This is a genomic window from Curvibacter sp. CHRR-16 (assembly GCF_018474005.1).
Taxonomy (GTDB): domain Bacteria; phylum Pseudomonadota; class Gammaproteobacteria; order Burkholderiales; family Burkholderiaceae_C; genus Allorhodoferax.
In genome coordinates this window covers 243,004-260,752 of sequence record NZ_JAHCSH010000003.1, presented here as the reverse complement: position 1 = coordinate 260,752, position 17,749 = coordinate 243,004, and the positions used below count along the sequence as shown (strand labels likewise).

16 protein-coding genes are annotated in these 17,749 nt (G+C 57.7%); 6 read left to right on the top strand and 10 right to left on the bottom strand.

Annotated features, from left to right (window positions below):
* Positions 1 to 31: 31 nt before the first annotated feature.
* Positions 32 to 1,558 carry a MocR-like pyridoxine biosynthesis transcription factor PdxR gene (gene pdxR / locus KIK84_RS08115; protein ID WP_214122566.1) on the top strand — a complete coding sequence of 509 codons (1,527 nt, stop codon included), beginning with the start codon at positions 32 to 34 and terminating at the stop codon, positions 1,556 to 1,558.
* Here pdxR and KIK84_RS08110 read toward each other — a convergent pair.
* From KIK84_RS08110 to chvE, 8 genes are all read right to left on the bottom strand, one after another.
* The gene (locus KIK84_RS08110; protein ID WP_214122565.1) at positions 1,555 to 2,718 is read right to left on the bottom strand and encodes a M48 family metallopeptidase; all 1,164 of its coding nucleotides are present in this window, start codon (positions 2,716 to 2,718) and stop codon (positions 1,555 to 1,557) included. The two genes, pdxR and KIK84_RS08110, sit on opposite strands and share 4 nt — an antisense overlap.
* Before the next feature lie 3 nt (positions 2,719 to 2,721).
* A complete protein-coding gene (locus tag KIK84_RS08105; RefSeq protein WP_214122564.1) occupies positions 2,722 to 3,522 on the bottom strand; it encodes a TIGR00266 family protein in 801 nt (266 codons plus the stop codon).
* A gap of 196 nt (positions 3,523 to 3,718) precedes the next feature.
* Positions 3,719 to 5,155: an aldehyde dehydrogenase family protein gene (locus tag KIK84_RS08100; RefSeq protein WP_214122563.1), complete on the bottom strand. Its 1,437-nt coding sequence runs from the start codon at positions 5,153 to 5,155 to the stop codon at positions 3,719 to 3,721.
* 9 nt (positions 5,156 to 5,164) lie between these two features.
* Positions 5,165 to 6,331, bottom strand: a complete 1,167-nt coding sequence (locus tag KIK84_RS08095) for a Gfo/Idh/MocA family protein (RefSeq protein WP_214122562.1) — start codon at positions 6,329 to 6,331, stop codon at positions 5,165 to 5,167.
* A gap of 57 nt (positions 6,332 to 6,388) precedes the next feature.
* Positions 6,389 to 7,327, bottom strand: coding sequence for a dihydrodipicolinate synthase family protein (locus KIK84_RS08090; RefSeq protein ID WP_214122561.1), 939 nt, complete (start codon positions 7,325 to 7,327; stop codon positions 6,389 to 6,391).
* A 29-nt stretch (positions 7,328 to 7,356) separates the two neighbouring features.
* Positions 7,357 to 8,544 (bottom strand): multiple monosaccharide ABC transporter permease, encoded by a 1,188-nt coding sequence (gene mmsB, locus KIK84_RS08085; RefSeq protein ID WP_214122560.1) that lies wholly within the window; start codon positions 8,542 to 8,544, stop codon positions 7,357 to 7,359.
* Position 8,545: 1 nt separating this feature from the next.
* Entirely contained in the window at positions 8,546 to 10,078 is a 1,533-nt protein-coding gene (mmsA, locus tag KIK84_RS08080) for a multiple monosaccharide ABC transporter ATP-binding protein (RefSeq protein WP_214122559.1), read from the bottom strand.
* A 99-nt stretch (positions 10,079 to 10,177) separates the two neighbouring features.
* The gene (chvE, locus tag KIK84_RS08075) at positions 10,178 to 11,254 is read right to left on the bottom strand and encodes a multiple monosaccharide ABC transporter substrate-binding protein (RefSeq protein ID WP_214122558.1); all 1,077 of its coding nucleotides are present in this window, start codon (positions 11,252 to 11,254) and stop codon (positions 10,178 to 10,180) included.
* A 173-nt stretch (positions 11,255 to 11,427) separates the two neighbouring features.
* On the opposite strand from chvE, the gene KIK84_RS08070 reads away from it, so the two are divergent.
* From KIK84_RS08070 to KIK84_RS08060, 3 genes are all read left to right on the top strand, one after another.
* Positions 11,428 to 12,393: a LysR substrate-binding domain-containing protein gene (locus KIK84_RS08070; protein WP_214122557.1), complete on the top strand. Its 966-nt coding sequence runs from the start codon at positions 11,428 to 11,430 to the stop codon at positions 12,391 to 12,393.
* 102 nt (positions 12,394 to 12,495) lie between these two features.
* Positions 12,496 to 14,220, top strand: a complete 1,725-nt coding sequence (locus KIK84_RS08065) for an IlvD/Edd family dehydratase (protein WP_214122556.1) — start codon at positions 12,496 to 12,498, stop codon at positions 14,218 to 14,220.
* Between the two features lie 110 nt (positions 14,221 to 14,330).
* Positions 14,331 to 15,920, top strand: coding sequence for a methyl-accepting chemotaxis protein (locus KIK84_RS08060; protein ID WP_214122555.1), 1,590 nt, complete (start codon positions 14,331 to 14,333; stop codon positions 15,918 to 15,920).
* A 40-nt stretch (positions 15,921 to 15,960) separates the two neighbouring features.
* On the opposite strand, the gene infA is transcribed toward KIK84_RS08060, so the two are convergent.
* Positions 15,961 to 16,230 carry a translation initiation factor IF-1 gene (infA, locus tag KIK84_RS08055; RefSeq protein WP_214122554.1) on the bottom strand — a complete coding sequence of 90 codons (270 nt, stop codon included), beginning with the start codon at positions 16,228 to 16,230 and terminating at the stop codon, positions 15,961 to 15,963.
* A 71-nt stretch (positions 16,231 to 16,301) separates the two neighbouring features.
* Here infA and KIK84_RS08050 point away from each other — a divergent pair, with 71 nt between their 5' ends.
* A complete protein-coding gene (locus KIK84_RS08050) occupies positions 16,302 to 16,988 on the top strand; it encodes a glutamine amidotransferase-related protein (RefSeq protein ID WP_214122553.1) in 687 nt (228 codons plus the stop codon).
* Between the two features lie 18 nt (positions 16,989 to 17,006).
* Complete coding sequence (locus tag KIK84_RS08045) at positions 17,007 to 17,483, top strand: Lrp/AsnC family transcriptional regulator (RefSeq protein ID WP_214122552.1); 477 nt, start codon at positions 17,007 to 17,009, stop codon at positions 17,481 to 17,483.
* A gap of 2 nt (positions 17,484 to 17,485) precedes the next feature.
* Here KIK84_RS08045 and minE read toward each other — a convergent pair whose 3' ends face one another.
* Positions 17,486 to 17,746: a cell division topological specificity factor MinE gene (minE, locus tag KIK84_RS08040; protein ID WP_214122551.1), complete on the bottom strand. Its 261-nt coding sequence runs from the start codon at positions 17,744 to 17,746 to the stop codon at positions 17,486 to 17,488.
* Between the last annotated feature and the right edge of the window lie 3 nt (positions 17,747 to 17,749).

The window sequence follows — 17,749 nt, the reverse complement described above, 5'->3', positions numbered from 1 at the left end:
ATTTTTTAGAACCACCCAACCACAGTACCGCATGGACTACCAACTGCTGTTTTCGCAATTCACGGCCAACGCTGCCCACACCCGCTGGCCCCGCCAGCGACAACTGCACGAGTGCTTGCGCCACGCCATCCGCCAAGGCACGCTGGGCAGTGGGGCGCGGCTACCGGCCAGCCGCACGCTGGCGCAGGAGCTGGGGGTGTCACGCAACACCGTGCTGTACGCCTACAACCAACTGGCCACCGAAGGCTTCGTGCGGCCAGACCAACGCGGCACCGTGGTGGCCCCAGCACTGGGCGCGCCCACCCAGACCACGCGGCGCGCCACAGCCTCCCGCAATGCCCTCAGCACCCCCGAACCCAACCCCCATCTGCGCGCCCACCTGTCACGGCGTGCACTGTCTGTGCCCATCTACGAGCAAGGCAGTGTGGACGCCGCCACCGCGTTCACCCCCGGCGTGCCAGCCCTGCAAGACTTTCCGCTCACGCTGTGGCGTCGCCTGCTGGAGCGGGCGTGGCGCACCATGCGCAAAGCCCAGCTCAACTACGCCGACCCGCAAGGCGAAGCGCCGCTGCGCGAGGCCATTGCCAACCATTTGCGCGTGGCACGCGGTGCGCTGCTGGACAGCAGCCAGGTGTTCATCACCGACGGCACGCAGCACAGCCTGGACATCGTGGCGCACGCCTTTGCCGATGCGGGCGACAAGATGTGGATAGAAAGCCCCGGCTACCTAGGGGCGCTGGCCGCGTTCAAGGGCGCGCAGCTCAAGCCCTTGGGCATGGTGGTGGACGCGCAGGGCATCGCCCCCAGCGCCGCCGACTGGCAGCGCCACCGCCCGCGCTTGGTGTACGTGACGCCCTCGCACCAGTTCCCTACCGGCACGGTGCTGAGTCTGGAGCGCCGCTTGGCCCTCATCGCGCAAGCGCGGGCGGCCGGTAGCCTGCTCATCGAGGATGACTACGACAGCGAATTTCGCCACGACGGGCCACCCCTGTCGTGCATGCAGGGCTTGGCACCCGACGCCCCGGTGATTTACCTCGGCACCTTCAGCAAAACGCTGTTTCCGGCCTTGCGCATCGGCTTCATGGTGGTGCCTGCTGGTCTGGTGGCACCGCTGCGCCAGTTGCTCTCGCGCAGCGCCCCACGGGGGCGGGTGGCGGAGCAGTGGGCGCTGGCCGATTTCATGCACAGCGGCCAGTTCAGCCTGCACCTGCGGCGCATGCGCCGCCTGTACCGCCAGCGGCGCGACGCACTGGTGGCCGAGCTAGAGCGCCAGCTAGGCGGCGCGGATGGGCAGGCAGCGGTGGCGGATGTCTACGGCGGCTCAGCCGGCATGCATCTGGCCCTGCGCCTGCGCGACCCACAGGCCAACGACGTGGCCATGAGCCACTGGCTGCGCCAACACGGCCTGGTAGCCCACGCCCTGAGCGAACACACCATAGGCCAGCGCATGCAACCCTGGCGCGGCTTTGTACTGGGCTACGCCCAAGTGCCTGCGGAGCAGATGGCGGAGAAAGTAGCTTTGTTGGCCAAGGCGGTGCGACTGGGTACGCCGCCTTAACGCACGCTGTCCTGCACCGCTTTCCAATCCACCGCCAGTGGCTCCCACGGGCCGGGGTGTTGGGCGGCCAGGGTGCGCAGGCGCTGGGCACGTTCGGCGCTGTCGGGGTGGGTGGAGAGCAGGGCGGGCAAGGCCACGCCTTGCTGCTTGGCCAGCGTGTCCATGAAGCGGGCCATGCCCTGCGGGTCTATGCGCGCGGCCACAAGGCGGCGCAGGCCTTCGGCGTCGGCCTCCTCTTCGGCTTGGCGGCTGAATTGCATGTGCAGTAGCTGGGTGGCGGCGTCGCCCGCCAAGCCGCTCCAGTCGCCCAGCACCACGCTGGCGATGGCTTTAAGGCCCAGCCCTTTGACCATGCCCTGCAGGCCGTGGCGCAGCTCGGCATGGGCTACTTCGTGGGCCAGCACGCCTGCGGCTTCTTCGGCGGTGGCGGCGGCTTTGAGCAAGCCGCTGTGCACCACCACCACGCCACCGGGGGCGGCAAAGGCGTTGATAGAGGGCTCATCGACCACCAGCCAGCGGTAGGTGTAGGCCGAGCCTGTGGTGAGCTTGGCACCGATGGATTTAACAGCGTCCACAGCAGCGCCGCTGTCGATGACGCGCATTTGAGCCTTGGTTTGCGCCAGCACGATGTCGCCCAGCTTGGCTTCGTGCTCGGGCGGTATGTGCTTGATGGCCCAGTTCAGCAGATTGCCCGCGTTGAGTAACAAGGCCAGCACCAGTACCAGTGGCAGCAATGAGGCCAAGCCCATGACCCACCACGCCATGCGAAAGCGCCGCTGCACGCCACGCGCTTGGCGCTGGGCGGTGGCGTGATCGCCCGCCCAGTGCGCAGGCATGCCAGCGGCCAAGGCGCTGCGCGAGGCACCGGCGTCCACAAAGAACTGCAGGCGCGCTGGGGTGCTTGGGTCACCGCCACCGTCCTGCCAAGCGATGCTCAGTTCTGCCGCGTTGAAGCCGCCAGCGCTCACGCGGGCAGGCTCTTGCACCACCCAGGTTTGGCCTTGTGCATCGGTTTGCCCACTGGCTTTCCCATTGGCTTGCACATGCAACTGCCCACCCCACCAGTAGGCAGTGGCGGGCACGCCCACACCGTCCAGCCCGGGCGCAAACAAGCGCCCGGTGATGCGCGGCGCAGTGGCGTCAGACGGGTGGCTGTCCATGGCTTAGTCGTCGTCGCCACCGAAGATGCTGCCCAGCGCGGCACCGCCGAGCAGCGAACCTTGGTCGACCGAGCGGCCACCCGCCGCAGGGGAAGCCATGACGATGCGGTTGGCCAAGCGCGACAGGGGCAGGCTTTGCAGCCACACCTTGCCGGGGCCGCGCAGGGTGGCGAAAAACAGGCCTTCGCCACTGAACAGGGCGGACTTGATCTTGCCCACGTACTGGATGTCAAAGTCCACGGTGGGCTGGAAGGCGACCACGCAGCCGGTGTCGATGCGCAGCACTTCGCCGGGGGCTAGGGTGCGCTCCATCAAGGTGCCGCCTGCGTGCACAAAGGCCATGCCATCGCCTTCGAGCTTTTGCATGATGAAGCCTTCGCCACCGAACAGGCCCACACCCAGCTTTTGCTGGAAGGCAATGCCCAGCGACACGCCTTTGGCGGCGCACAAGAACGAGTCTTTTTGGCACAAGATGGTGCCGCCCAGCGCGGACAAGTCCATGGGCACGATCTTGCCGGGGTAGGGCGCGGCAAAGGCCACGCGCTGCTTGCCCTGGCCTTGGTTTTGGAAGATGGTGGTGAACAGCCCTTCGCCAGTGAGCAAGCGCTTGCCAGCGCCCAGCAGCTTGCCAAAAAAGCCGCCTTGCTGCGAACCGTCGCCAAACACGGTGTCCATGGCGATGCCTTCTTGCATGTACATCATGGCGCCGGCTTCGCCCACGGCGGCTTCGCCGGGGTCGAGCTCGACCTCCACATACTGCATTTCAGAGCCAAAAATTTCGTAATCGACCACATCCATTGCCATGGGTATTTCTCCTAAATCGCGGTTGCTAGTGTGCGTAGCGTAACCAAGCAGTATGGCAATAGCACGAATAACCCCAAGTCTTTTGGCGGCACACCCCCATGAAAAAACCGCCCGACTGGCTGGCAGCGGGGCGGTTGCTGGCACACAAGGCAACCAGCCTGTGGGCTGGCGGCGTTGCGCGGGTCTTGGCTGAACCTTAGCCTGCGAAGGTGTAGGCCGTCTTGACGGTGGTGAAGAACTCGGCAGCGTACTTGCCTTGCTCACGCGAGCCGTAACTGGAGCCTTTGCGGCCACCAAACGGCACGTGGTAGTCCACACCAGCGGTTGGCAGGTTGACCATGACCATACCGGCTTGGGAGTGGCGCTTGAAGTGGCTGGCGTACTTCAGGCTGGTGGTGGCGATACCGGCGGACAGACCGAAGGGGGTGTCGTTGGCCAAGGCCAGCGCTTCTTCGTAGTTCTTGGCGCGGATGACGCTGGCGACGGGGCCGAAGATTTCTTCGCGGTTGATGCGCATCTCGGGTGTGGAGTCCACAAACAGAGCTGGCGACATGTAGAAGCCTTCGGTAGCGCGGGTCAAACGCTCGCCGCCAGCCAGCAAAGTAGCGCCTTCGGACTTGCCGATTTCGACGTAGGACAAGTCTTGCTCGAACTGGGCTTGGGAGGCGACTGGGCCGATGTCCACGCCAGCGGCCAGCGCGTCGTCGATGCGCAGGGTGGCCATGCGCTCTTTCATGGCTTGGATGAAGGCAGGGTAGATGCCTTCGGTCACGATCAGGCGGCTAGAAGCTGTGCAACGCTGGCCAGTGGAGAAGAAGGCGCTTTGCACACTCAGTTCCACAGCGGTCTTGAGGTCGGCGTCGTCCAGAATGATCTGGGGGTTCTTGCCGCCCATTTCCAATTGCACTTTCTTCATGTTCTTGGCGCAGGTTTCGGCCAAACGGCGGCCCACACCCACAGAGCCGGTGAAGCTGATCGCTGCCACGTCGGGGTGGTTGGTCAGGGCTTCGCCGATGACGCGGCCAGAACCCATCACCAAGTTGAACACGCCAGCAGGGATACCGCTGCGGTTGATGATGTCTGCAATGGCCCAAGAGCAACCAGGAACGATGTCAGCGGGCTTGATCACCACGCAGTTGCCGTAGGCCAAGGCAGGAGCGATTTTCCAAGCAGGAATGGCGATCGGAAAGTTCCAAGGGGTGATCAGGCCGATCACACCCAGCGGCTCGCGGGTGACTTCCACGCCAATGTTGGGGCGCACGGAAGGCACGCTGTCGCCGGACAAGCGCAGGCACTCGCCAGCGAAGAACTTGAAGATGTTGCCAGCGCGAACGACTTCACCAATACCCTCGGGCTTGGTTTTGCCTTCTTCGCGGGACAGCAGGGTGCCCAGCTCTTCGCGGCGGGCCAAGATTTCGCTGCCGATTTTGTCCAGTGCGTCAGCACGGGCTTGGATGTTGCTGGTGGACCATGCGGGGAAAGCTTGGCGTGCCGCTTCCACCGCTTGGTTCAGCAAAGCGGCGTCGGCCAGGGCGTACTCCCCTACGATGTCAGACAAGTTGGAGGGGTTGATATTGGGGTTGTAGCCTGTACCGGCCACCCATTGGCCGTTGATCAAATGGTTGTGTTGCATGTTGCGTCCTCAGGTTGGTAGGTGGGTCCACCGCCCCATGTCGCGGCTGGAGGCCAAGACAGCTTCGATAAAGCGCAAGCCCTGCAGTCCGTCCCACGAGTTGGGGAAATATTGCCACAGCGTGTCAGTTGTCCGACCACTGCGCACAGCCGCTATGGTAAGGCCTACATCGGTATACAGGTTAGCAAATGCTTCATGAAACCCTTCTGGGTGCCCGGCCACGATGCGGCTAGAGCGTGCCGCCAAGGGCAAAGTGCCCGGTCCGTTGGGGGTGCGGATTTGGGCTGGCGCACCCAGTGGCTTGAAGTGCAATACCGTGGGTTGCTCCAGCGCCCACTCCAGTGTGCCCAGTGCACCACTGATGCGGATGCGCAAGCCGTTTTCCATACCCGCCGCCGCTTGGGTAACCCACAAGCAACCGCGTGCGCCATTGGAGAGCTGCAGCAAAGCACCCGCAAAATCATGCGTAGGCCGACTAGGAACGATGGTGCCCACGTCGGCGGCCACGGCGCTCACTTCCAACCCGGTGATAAAGCGCAGCAGTTGGTGGGCGTGGGTGCCGATGTCCCCCAGCACCAGCGAGGGGCCACTGCGCACGGGATCGTCTTTCCAGGGGCGGCGGCTGGGGCCTGCCACAGCACGGCCCCCTTGCACGTACTCCACTTGCACCAAGCGAATGTCGCCCAAGTCGCCCTGCATGACCATGGCCTTGGCTTGGCGCACGAGCGGAAAGCCGCTGTAGTTGTGCGTGAGGCACAGGATGCGGCCATGGCGCTGCACGGCTTCGTGAACGGCTTGCGCTTCGGCCAGAGTGTTGGAGAGGGGTTTGTCGCAAATGACGTCCATGCCGTGCTGCAAAGCCAGCAAGGCCAAGCTGGCGTGGCTGTCGTTGGGTGTCATGATGGCCAGCACCTCGGCACCATCGGCGCGCTGGGCTTCAGCGGTGATGAGGGCTGCGCCATCGGCATAGCAACGCTCAGGCGGCAGGCCAATGCTTTGCCCGGCTTGCAGCGCGGCGTCAGGCCGAGAGGACAGGGCGGCAGCCACCAGCTGGTAGTGGTCGTCCAGCCGGGCGGCCTGGCGGTGCATGGCACCAATAAAGGAACCGGGCCCGCCCCCCACCACCGCAAGGCGCAGGCGACGACCCAGCAGTTGCATCACCGTGGGGTCAGACATAAAACTCTCCAGTGCAGGATGAGTGGGCGGATGGCTACCTGCAAGCCCATGCGCGGGTTAGCGGCCCCAGCGCAATACCAAAGGATCCAGTTTACGGGCTGTCTCTATGAGGCCCTTGCGGGTATCGGGGTGCATGCTAGGCAGCGGATGGCGCGGGGCTTCGCAGGCGATGATGCCGCCCTCTTGCATGAGGGATTTGGCCGCAAGCAACCAGCCTTGGCGGTTTTCGTAGTTGATGAGCGGCAGCCACTGTTGGTACAGATCTGCCGCTTCATCGCGGCGGCCTGCGGCATAGGCGTCCACAATTTTGCGAATGCCGTCGGGATAAGCGCCGCCTGTCATGGCACCGGTGGCGCCAGCATCCAAGTCGGGCATGAGGGTGATGGCCTCTTCACCATCCCACGGGCCTTCGATGGCATCGCCACCCAAGCGGATCAGCTCGCGCAGCTTGGAGGCAGCGCCTGCGGTTTCGATCTTGAAGTAGCTGACGTTTTCGATCTCTTGCGCCATGCGGGCCAAGAAGGCTGCCGACAGGGCCGTGCCACTGACAGGGGCGTCTTGGATCATGATGGGGATGTCCAAGGCGTCCGACAGGCGGGCAAAGTAGTCGTAAATTTGCGCCTCACCCACGCGGATGGTGGCACCGTGGTAGGGCGGCATGACCATGACCATGGCAGCACCCAAGTGCTGGGCCACCACGCTGCGGGCGATGGTGACTTCGGTGCTGAAGTGGGTGGTAGTAACGATCACCGGCACCCGACCCGCTACGTGCTCCAAGATGGTCTTGGTGAGGATCTCGCGCTCGATGTCCGAGAGCACGAATTGCTCCGAGAAGTTGGCCAATATGCACAGGCCGTTGGAACCTGCATCGATCATGAAATCGACGCAGCGTTTTTGGCTGGCCAAGTCGAGGTTGCCGCGTGCATCAAACGTGGTGGGCACAACGGGGAAGACGCCTTGGTAGCGGGCGTTGCGGGCGGAGTAAGTGCTTGCCATGGTGTGGGTCTATGAAGAGGATTAAGGACTTATTTGTTTTTGTTGTAGACGTCGAACCAGACGGCGGCCAGCAGCACCAAGCCTTTGATGACTTGTTGGTACTCGATACCAATGCCCATGATGGACATGCCGTTGTTCATCACACCCATGATGAAAGCGCCAACCACCGCACCCAACACTTTGCCCACACCGCCAGAAGCCGATGCGCCGCCGATGAAGCACGCGGCGATCACGTCCAACTCAAAACCCACCCCGGCTTTGGGCGTGGCCACGTTCAGGCGGGCTGCAAATATAAGACCCGCCAAGGCCGACAACATGCCCATGCTGATGAAGGTGTAGAAGGTCAGACGTTCGGTACGAATACCGGACAAACGTGCTGCTTTTTCGTTGCCGCCGATGGCATAAATGCGCCGACCAATGGTGGTTTTGGTGGTGATGAAGTTAAACAGCAATATCAGCACCAAGGTCACCACCAGCACGTTGGGCAAGCCTTTGTACTGGGAGAGCATGTAGGCAAAGCCCACAATCACGCCCGCAAAGAGCAAGTTCTTGATGCCAAAGAAGGCCAAAGGCTCGGTGCGCATGCCGTGCTGGCTGCGCTGGCTGCGCTCACGCGCCGCCATGAGTAGCATCAACACCGCAATCACCACACCGGCCAACAAGGAGGTTGTGCGCAGGGTTTCGCCAGCCAAGAAGTCGGGAATAAAGCCAGTGCTGATGAGCTGGAATTCGGGTGGGAAAGGGCCCACTGAGGCACCTTCGAGCACCGCCAGCGCCAAGCCTTTGAACACCAGCATGCCTGCCAGGGTGACGATGAAAGCCGGTATCTTGTAGTACGCCACCCAATAGCCTTGGGCTGCACCAATCAAGCCGCCCAACAAAATGCAAGCAATGGTGGCGGTGGAATAGTGCCAGCCATGGTTGACCATGAGCACCGCCGCCACAGCACCAATGAAGCCGCAGACCGAGCCTACCGACAAGTCGATATGGCCCGACACAATGACCAGCAGCATGCCCAAGGCCATGACGATGATGTAGCCGTTTTGCAGGATCAGGTTGGTGAGGTTGAGCGGCTGGAACAGCGCGCCCTCTGTTTTCCATTGGAAAAAGGCCATGATGACGACCAACGCCAGCAATAGGCCGTATTCGCGCAAGTTGTCTTTGAGAAAGGCATTGCTGCCCTCGGGTTTTGCTACGGTTGGGGAGGGGGTAGCCATGTCAGTTAGCTCCTGATGTCACGATCGAACGCATGATCTTTTCTTGGGTCGCTTCAGCGCCCGAAAACTCTGCGACAAATTCACCTTCGTTGAGCACGCAAATGCGGTCACACATGCCCAGCAGTTCGGGCATTTCGCTGGAAATCATCAGCACGCATTTACCTTCTGCAGCCAGCTGGGCAATGATGCTGTAGATCTCGTACTTGGCCCCGACGTCAATGCCGCGGGTGGGCTCATCGAGGATCAGCACATCTGGCTCGGTAAAGAGCCATTTGCTCAAGACCACCTTTTGCTGGTTGCCGCCCGACAGGTTGACGGTGCGGGCAAACACATTGGGGCTGCGGATGTTGAGCTTGCTGCGAAAGTCTTGCGCCACGGTGTATTCCTTGCCTTCGTGGATAACGCCGCGTTGCGATACGGTTTCCAGATTGGCCAAGGAGGTATTCCACACAATGGTTTCGTTGAGCACTAGGCCATAGCCCTTGCGGTCTTCAGTGACGTAGGCAATGCCGTTGTCCACGGCTTTGCGCACGGTGCTGGTGTCTATGGGTTTGCCATGCAGCAGCACTTCACCGCTGATTTTTTGGCCGTAGGTACGGCCAAAAATACTCATGGCCAACTCAGTGCGCCCGGCCCCCATGAGACCGGCAATGCCGACGATCTCGCCCCGGTTGATGTGCAGGTTGACGCCTTTGATGACTTTACGGTCTGCGTGCTCTGCGTGGTGCACGGTCCAATTGCGCACCTCAAACACGCGCTCACCAATCTGTGGCGTGCGCTTGGGATAGCGATCGGACATTTCGCGGCCCACCATGTTGCGGATAACTTCATCCTCACTCACAGGGCCCTGGGTGCAGTCCAAATTGGCCACAGTAGAGCCATCGCGCAGCACGGTGATGGCATCGGCCACCTTGGAGATTTCGTTGAGCTTGTGCGAGATGAGAATGCACGAAATACCTTGGCGCTTGAGTTCGAGCAGTAGCTCAAGCAAGGCATCGGAGTCCTTCTCGTTCAAGCTGGCAGTGGGTTCGTCCAAAATGAGCAGGCGCACTTGTTTGGACAAGGCTTTGGCGATTTCGACCAACTGCTGTTTACCTACGCCCATGTTAGTGATGAGGGTGTCAGGGGACTCGTGCAAGCCAACCTTGCCCAGCAAGGCTTTGGTCTTGACGAAGGAGTCGTGCCAGTCGATCACGCCTGCTTGGGCTTGTTCGTTGCCCAAGAAGATGTTTTCGGTAATAGAGAGCAATGGCACCAGCGCCAGCTCTTGGTGGATGATGATGATGCCCTCGTGTTCGCTGTCGCGAATCCCACCGAATTGGCATTCTTTACCGCGAAAGAAAATTTGCCCCTCGTACTCGCCATGCGGATACACACCGCTGAGTACCTTCATCAGGGTTGACTTGCCCGCACCGTTTTCTCCAACGATGGCATGGATGTGTCCTTCTTGTACGGTCAAATTGACGTCGCTGAGTGCGACAACGCCGTGGAATGTCTTACGGATTCCACGCATTTCAAGAATCGGTTGGGCCATGGTGTCTTCAGTGAAATAAACCTGTGACCAAAAAAGAGGCCCTGGACATATGCATGGCAGGGCCTCTAGCAGTCAGCGTGTGGAAACAGCGCTTGCCGATTACTTGAGCTGCTCTTCCTTGATGTAGCCGCTGCCAATCAGCACTTGCTTGTAGTTGTTGATGTCAACAGCCACGGGCTTGAGCAAGTAAGAAGGCACCACTTTGACCTTGTTGTTGTAGGTCTTGGTGTCGTTGATTTCAGGCTTCTTGCCCGACAGCACGGCATCGACCAAGTTCACAGTGACCTTGGCCAGCTCGCGGGTGTCTTTGAAGATGGTGGAGCCTTGTTCCTTGCGGATGATGGCTTTGACCGAAGGCACTTCCGCATCTTGTCCGGAGATGTAGGGCATGGGTTGCGAAGCCGAGCCGTAGCCGACTCCTTTGAGCGCAGAAATGATGCCGATGCTCAGGCCGTCATAGGGTGACAACACAGCGTCCACGCGCTTGTTGGAGTAGTAAGCGCTCAGGATGTTTTCCATGCGGGACTGGGCCACTTGGCCATCCCAGCGCAGGGTAGCCACCTTTTGCATGCCCATTTGCTTGCTCTGTACCACCAGTTTGCCGGACTTGATGTAGGGATCGAGCACGGACATAGCGCCGTCATAGAAGAAGAAAGCGTTGTTATCGTCTGCAGAGCCACCGAACAATTCGATGTTGAAAGGCCCCTTACCAGACTTCAGGCCCAGCGCGTTCTCGATGGTTTGGGCTTGCAACACACCCACTTGGAAGTTGTCAAACGTGGTGTAGTAATCCACGTTTTTGGAGCCCACGATCAAGCGGTCATAAGACACGATCTTGATGCCTTTGTCTGCTGCCTTTTGCAAGGTATTGGCCAAGGTGGTGCCATCAATGGCAGCAATCACCAGCACTTTCACACCCTTGGTGATCATGTTCTCGATTTGGGACAGCTGGGTAGGAATGTCGTCCTCGGCGTATTGCAGATCGGCCTTATAGCCCTTTTCTGCAAAAGCCTTGACCATGCTGTTGCCATCGCTGATCCAACGGGTCGAGCTCTTGGTGGGCATAGCAATACCAACTAAGCCTTTGTCTTGTGCGTGCACAGCGGTACCGGCAAAGGAAAGACCCAAGGCCAAGCTGGCCACCAGTGTCTTCAGAGTTGTTCTGCGAGCGTTCATACGTATGTCTCCTCTATGGGTGTTTACTGATAGGACCTTTGCCATTTCAGGCGCAGAATTTCATGATACGGCGTGAAGGGCAGGGTTTCCAATATTGATTGTGGGTGCAATGATGCCTTATCGTGTATCGGTGTTTTCCTACCCCCTGATCCACCGTTGATTGGCTCGCTTGTATGTCCTTGAATTTGCATTGGTTTATCCGCGCTCGCGTCAAAACACGCCATTTGCTTTTGCTTGCAACGCTTGCAGAAGAAGGCAACATGCACCGCGCAGCGGAATTGCTCAACCTGTCCCAACCCGCGGCATCCAAACTGCTCAAAGACTTAGAAGACAGTCTGGGCTTGGAGCTATTTGAGCGTTTGCCACGGGGTATGAAGCCCACCGCCTATGGCGACACCATGATTCGCCATGCTCGCGCGGCCCTCAGTAGCCTGAACCAAGCGCACGAAGAATTGATGGCCGCCAAGCTGGGGCAGCTTGGCCAAGTGCGCATTGGCAGCATCACGGCACCGAGCGTAGCTTTGTTGCCGCCTACTTTGTCGGCCGTGAAACAAGCTCACCCTGATTTGCAACTCATGGTGCAAGTCGATCCCAGCAATGTGCTCATTGATGCACTGCTTCACTCGCAGTTGGATATTGTTGTTGGGCGGCTCTCGCAACAGCACGACAAGTCGGCCTTCCGCTATGAAATGGTGGCCGATGAACCTGTGTGTGCTGTGGTGCGCCCTGACCATCCGCTGCTGCAATCTGCTGTGCTGGATTTAAAGACAGCCCTGGCGTATGGCTGGATCATTCCGCCAGCGGGCACCATCTTGCGCCACCACTTTGATCTTTTGCTGCAAAAGCTTCAACTTCCCATGCCCGCCAGTTCGGTTGTAACGAGTTCACTGCTTTTTAGCACCAAGATTCTCAAAGAAACGGATTTGATTTGCCTGATGGCCAGCGACACTGCGCGTTACTACGCTGAGCATGGTGTGGTGGCAATATTGCCACTGGACTTGCCCTGCGAGATGGAGCCCTTTGGCTTTATCACTCTGCGCGATGCCGCGCTATCGCCAGCAGCCCACGTGGTGCTGCGTTCCCTGCAATCGGTAGCCACAACGGTGTACGGAGAACAATATAAAAAACAATATCAATAAAGCAAAGAAATCTATTTTTATTTATCGGTAGGCATTGCTAGGATGCCGTTCCGCCTTGCATGAGAGGCATTTTCTTTCCTACAACAATACGTGAGGCAAGCCATGAGTTCTGAAAAACCCCCATTTCGCCGCAGCCATGCTTGGTTTGGTCGCCAAGACCGCGATGGTTTTGTTCACCGTAGCTGGATCAAAAACCAAGGCTATCCACACGACTTGCTCGATGGCCGTCCAGTCATTGGTATTTGCAATACTTGGAGCGAACTGACTCCCTGCAACGGCCACTTCCGTGAACTGGCTGAATTTGTTAAACGCGGCGTCTACGAAGCCGGCGGCTTTCCACTGGAATTCCCCGTCATGTCTTTGGGTGAAACCCAACTGCGCCCAACCGCCATGTTGTTTCGCAACCTAGCATCCATGGATGTCGAAGAAAGCATCCGTGGCAACCCCATTGATGGGGTGGTGCTGCTGATGGGCTGTGACAAAACCACGCCGTCCTTGCTGATGGGTGCAGCCAGTTGCGACTTGCCTACTATTGGCTTATCCGGTGGCCCCATGCTTAACGGCAAATTCCGTGGCAAAGACGTGGGCTCAGGCACCGGTGTGTGGCAGATGAGCGAGATGGTGCGTGCCGGTGAAATGACGATGCAAGAGTTCACCTCCTGCGAAAGCGATATGCACCGCTCCAGCGGCACCTGCATGACCATGGGAACGGCCTCCACCATGGCTAGCATGGTGGAAGCCTTGGGCATGTCACTGCCCGAAAACGCCGCCATTCCCGCAGCAGACACGCGCCGTAAGCGCTTGGCACAGCTAACGGGTCGTCGCATCGTGGAGATGGTCAAGCAAGACATCAAGATGTCGCAAATCCTGACCCGCAAAGCGTTTGAGAACGCGATCCGCACCAATGCGGCCATTGGAGGCTCCACCAACGCCGTGATCCACTTGTTGGCCATTGCAGGGCGTATTGGGGTGGATTTGAAACTGGAAGACTGGGACAAGCTGGGTTCGGAAGTGAACAACATCCTGAACCTGCAGCCCTCTGGCAAATACCTGATGGAAGACTTCTGCTACGCCGGGGGGTTGCCCGCCGTGATGCGCGAAATTTTGCCCTTGCTGCACGGTGATGCCATCACCGTCAACGGCAATACCGTGCGCCAAAACGTAGAGAACGCCCCTTGCTACAACCGCGAAGTAATCAAAACCGTGGACGAGCCATTCATGCCCAAAGCCGGTATTGCCATCGTACGGGGCAATTTGGCTCCCAATGGGGCGGTGATCAAACCTTCGGCTGCATCGCAACACTTGCTCAAACACCGTGGTCGTGCAGTGGTGTTTGAAAGCATTGAAGACTTCCACGCCCGTATCGACGATGAGTCACTGGACATCGACGAAAACTGCGTCATGGTGCTCAAGAACTGCGGTCCACGTGGCTACCCCGGTATGGCCGAGGTAGGCAATATGCCGCTTCCACCCAAGGTTCTCAAGAAGGGCATTACCGACATGGTGCGTATTTCCGATGCGCGCATGAGCGGCACTGCGTACGGCACCGTGGTACTGCACACCAGTCCAGAGGCCGCAGCTGGCGGCCCCTTAGCCATCGTGCAAAACGGTGATTTCATCGAACTGGACGTAGCTGCCCGCAAGCTGCATTTGGACGTCTCAGACGAGGAAATTGCCCGCCGACTTGCGCAATGGCAAGAGCCAGAAAAGCCCAAACGTGGTTGGTACAAACTGTATGTGGAACACGTGCAGCAAGCGCACTTGGGCGCTGACTTGGACTTCCTTGTTGGAGGAAGTGGAGCTCCTGTGCCGCGCGATTCACACTAAAAAATAAGCTCTTTTGCCAGTAATTACTGCTGCGCTGCCTTCTATTTCACTGGAAGGCAGCGCTTTTTTTATTTACCCTTGCCAGACATAACAACACTGAGGAGACATTGATGGCTGATTTGAAACTGTCAACCCAGCTCAAGCTGGCATTTGGACTACTCACTGCATTGTTGGTTGTGGTGGTGTCCGTCGCATTGCTGCAAATGCGCTCGATGAACAGCAATGTGGAAGATATTTCTGGCAATTGGTTGCCACGCTCCATTAACCAAGGGGAGTGGAAAGCCCAAGCAGCTATCTACCGCATACAAGTGGGTCAGCATGCCATGACCAACGCAGACAACCTCATGGAGGCAGCCGATAAAGCGGCTGTCGAAGCACTGCAAAAAGCACAAAAACTGCAGGCAGACTTTGAAAAATTGGTGAAAACAGATGAAGAAAAAGCACTGTTTGCGACGGTGAAACAGGACTTTGTCAATTTCCAAAATGTGCACCAGGAGACCCTCAAGCTGTCAAAAGGTTTGGAGAAATTGCCAGCAAAAAATATGTTTGACAAAGATGGGCGCCCAGCTTTTGAAAAACTCATGACCAGCATGGGCACCTTGAGTAACTTGATCAGCTCTGGTGCCAATCGCGCATCCGATCAGGCCAGTAGCAGTTTCTTCACGGCACGAGCCACAATGCTGGTGGTATTGGCACTCTCTGTGGGTATCGCTTTTATTTCTTCATTCTGGCTAATTCGGGTCATTACCCGTCCCATTCATACAGCGGTGGAAACTGCAAACAGCATTGCAAAGGGTGACTTGTCACAACAAATTGCTGTCGATAGTCGCAATGAGATAGGTCAACTGCAACATGCTCTGGCCAGCATGCAAACACATTTGCGTGAAGTGGTGAGCAAAGTACGCACTGGAAGTGAATCGGTCGCTACGGCCAGCGCAGAAATTGCCCAAGGCAACCAAGACCTGAGCATGCGCACCGAACAGCAGGCCAATGCGCTGCAATTGACCACCTCCAGTATGAGCACACTCGGCGATACGGTACGCACTACTGCACACAATGCCAGCACGGCCAACGATTTGGCTCAACATGCCTCGGGCATTGCCAAGCATGGGGGTAAAGTGGTCAATGATGTGATTCAAACCATGCGTGGGATTGATGACGCAAGCCAAAAAATTGCCAACATCATTGGTGTGATTGACGGTATTGCATTCCAGACCAATATTTTGGCGCTCAATGCCGCTGTAGAAGCGGCAAGAGCTGGAGAACAAGGTCGCGGTTTTGCAGTTGTTGCATCCGAAGTGCGCACGCTAGCCAGTCGCAGTGCCGAAGCGGCTAAAGAGATCAAGGGATTGATTGCCACCAGTGTAGAACGTGTTGAGCAAGGTAGTCGTTTGGTTGATGACGCTGGTAAAACAATGGAGGACGTCGTGACCAGCATTGAACGTGTTACCCACATCATTGGGGACATCAGTGCCGCAAGCACCACGCAAACAGGGGATGTGTCCTCAATCGGCGATTCCATCAACAACATGGATCACACGACACAACAAAATGCCGCTTTGGTGGAAGAAATAGCCGCTGCTGCCAGCAGCTTGAAGAACCAAGCTGCGGAATTGGTGGAGGTTGTGTCTTTGTTTGTGCTGGCAGATTCAGAACACAAACATTCTCAGCAGGGAGCTTTTTTGACACTGGCGCAATAGAGCGCCAAGTGGCGAAAAACAATCGCGCTGCTAACTTTGCTTAGCGGCGGCGGTTGTTGCCGGCAGGGCTACCGGAAGATGTGCCCCGGTTTTCAATGTGGCGGAAGTTGATACGGCCTTTGCTCAGGTCGTAAGGCGAGAGTTCCAGAGAAACGCGGTCACCAGCCAGAATACGAATGTGGTTCTTGCGCATCTTGCCAGCAGAATAGGCAATTAACTCGTGCCCATTGTCCAAGGTGACGCGAAAACGGGTGTCAGGCAACACTTCGTTCACAACACCCATCATTTCAATCAATTCTTCTTTGGCCATAGCTCTGCGCAGCGAATCAAAATAAAACCCTGTAATGTATCATGAGCCGCCGTTTTTGATTTTTTATTGCTATGAAATTGTGCATCCTTGATAACGATACTTTGGACTCAGCAGTAGCGCCCGTGTATGGCAGCTATGGGCAAATGCTGGCCCAATTACTCCGACAAGCTGGTGCCGATAGTTGGGAAATGGATTTTTTCCACACACCCAGCGACCAATACCCGATCGATTTCAGTATTTACGATGCTGTGTTGCTCACTGGCAGCAGAGCTGACTCTTTTAGCAACGATGCGTGGGTCGTCAAATTGCGCCATGTTGTCACAGGTTTGCTCGATACCCCTATCAAATTGTTAGGTGTGTGCTTTGGCCACCAACTGATTGCCTATTGCTTAGGTGCCAAAGTGGATCGCGCCCCTAACGGTTGGTCTACTGGTGCACATCGCTACCACTTTGCCCAAGACGGCAGCAGCATGACATTACTAGCCAGTCACCAAGACCAAGTATTGGAACTGCCCAGCGGAACCACATTGCTCGCTAGTAGCGAAAACTGTCCGATTGCAGCATTTGGCCAAGACGGAAAAATTCTGTGCATTCAACCGCACCCTGAATTTGTGCCTGATTACAGCGCCTATTTGCTTGAAAAGCGCCGCGGCGCTTTAGGTGAAGACCATTACCAAGCAAGCATGCAATCTCTCAAACAGTCCCACGATGGGCTGGCTTTTGCCAAGCGCATGGTGGATTTTGTAGAAGCACCGTAACAACCCGGTACACCACGCATGCAATTGGATCGCTACGACACGCGCATTTTGGAAATTCTCCAAGCCGAAGGGCGCATCAATAACCAAGAGTTGGCCGATCGCATTGGTTTGTCCCCCTCTCCCTGTTTGCGCCGTGTTCGGGCCTTAGAAGAAGCAGGTCTCATCGTGGGCTACCGCACACTATTGGATGCCAAAAAGCTGGGTTTGTCGCTAATGGCCTTGGTGTTCATTTCAATGGACAGGCACACGCCCGAGCGCTTTGAAAACTTCGAAGCCACTGTCAACCTGTTGCCCGAAGTGCTGGAGTGTTTGCTCATCACCGGCCAAGATGCCGACTACCAGCTCAAAATCATCGTCAAAGACATGGACCATTTCCAAGCCCTTTTGCTTAACAAGCTGACACGGATTGAGGGCGTTACCGGTGTGCACTCTAGCTTTGTGCTACGCAAGGTGATTGAAAAAACCCATCTTCCCTTGCACCACGCAGGTCAGTAGCCTTATTTGGCATCGGGAAGTTCAATTTTGACTTCCAGAATTTCCAAATCGTCTTGCTTTTCCAAGTGAACCTTGATGTCTTCTTGGTTGATTTGGATGTACTTGCTAATGACCGCCACCAAATCCCGCTGCAATGCGGGCAAATAGTCAGGTTGCCCGGGATTGCGTCCGCTGCGTTCATGGGCCAGGATAATTTGCAGGCGTTCCTTGGCCACGCTGGCTGTTTTTTTCTTTTCGCCTATAAACAATGACAGCAGGGACATGGC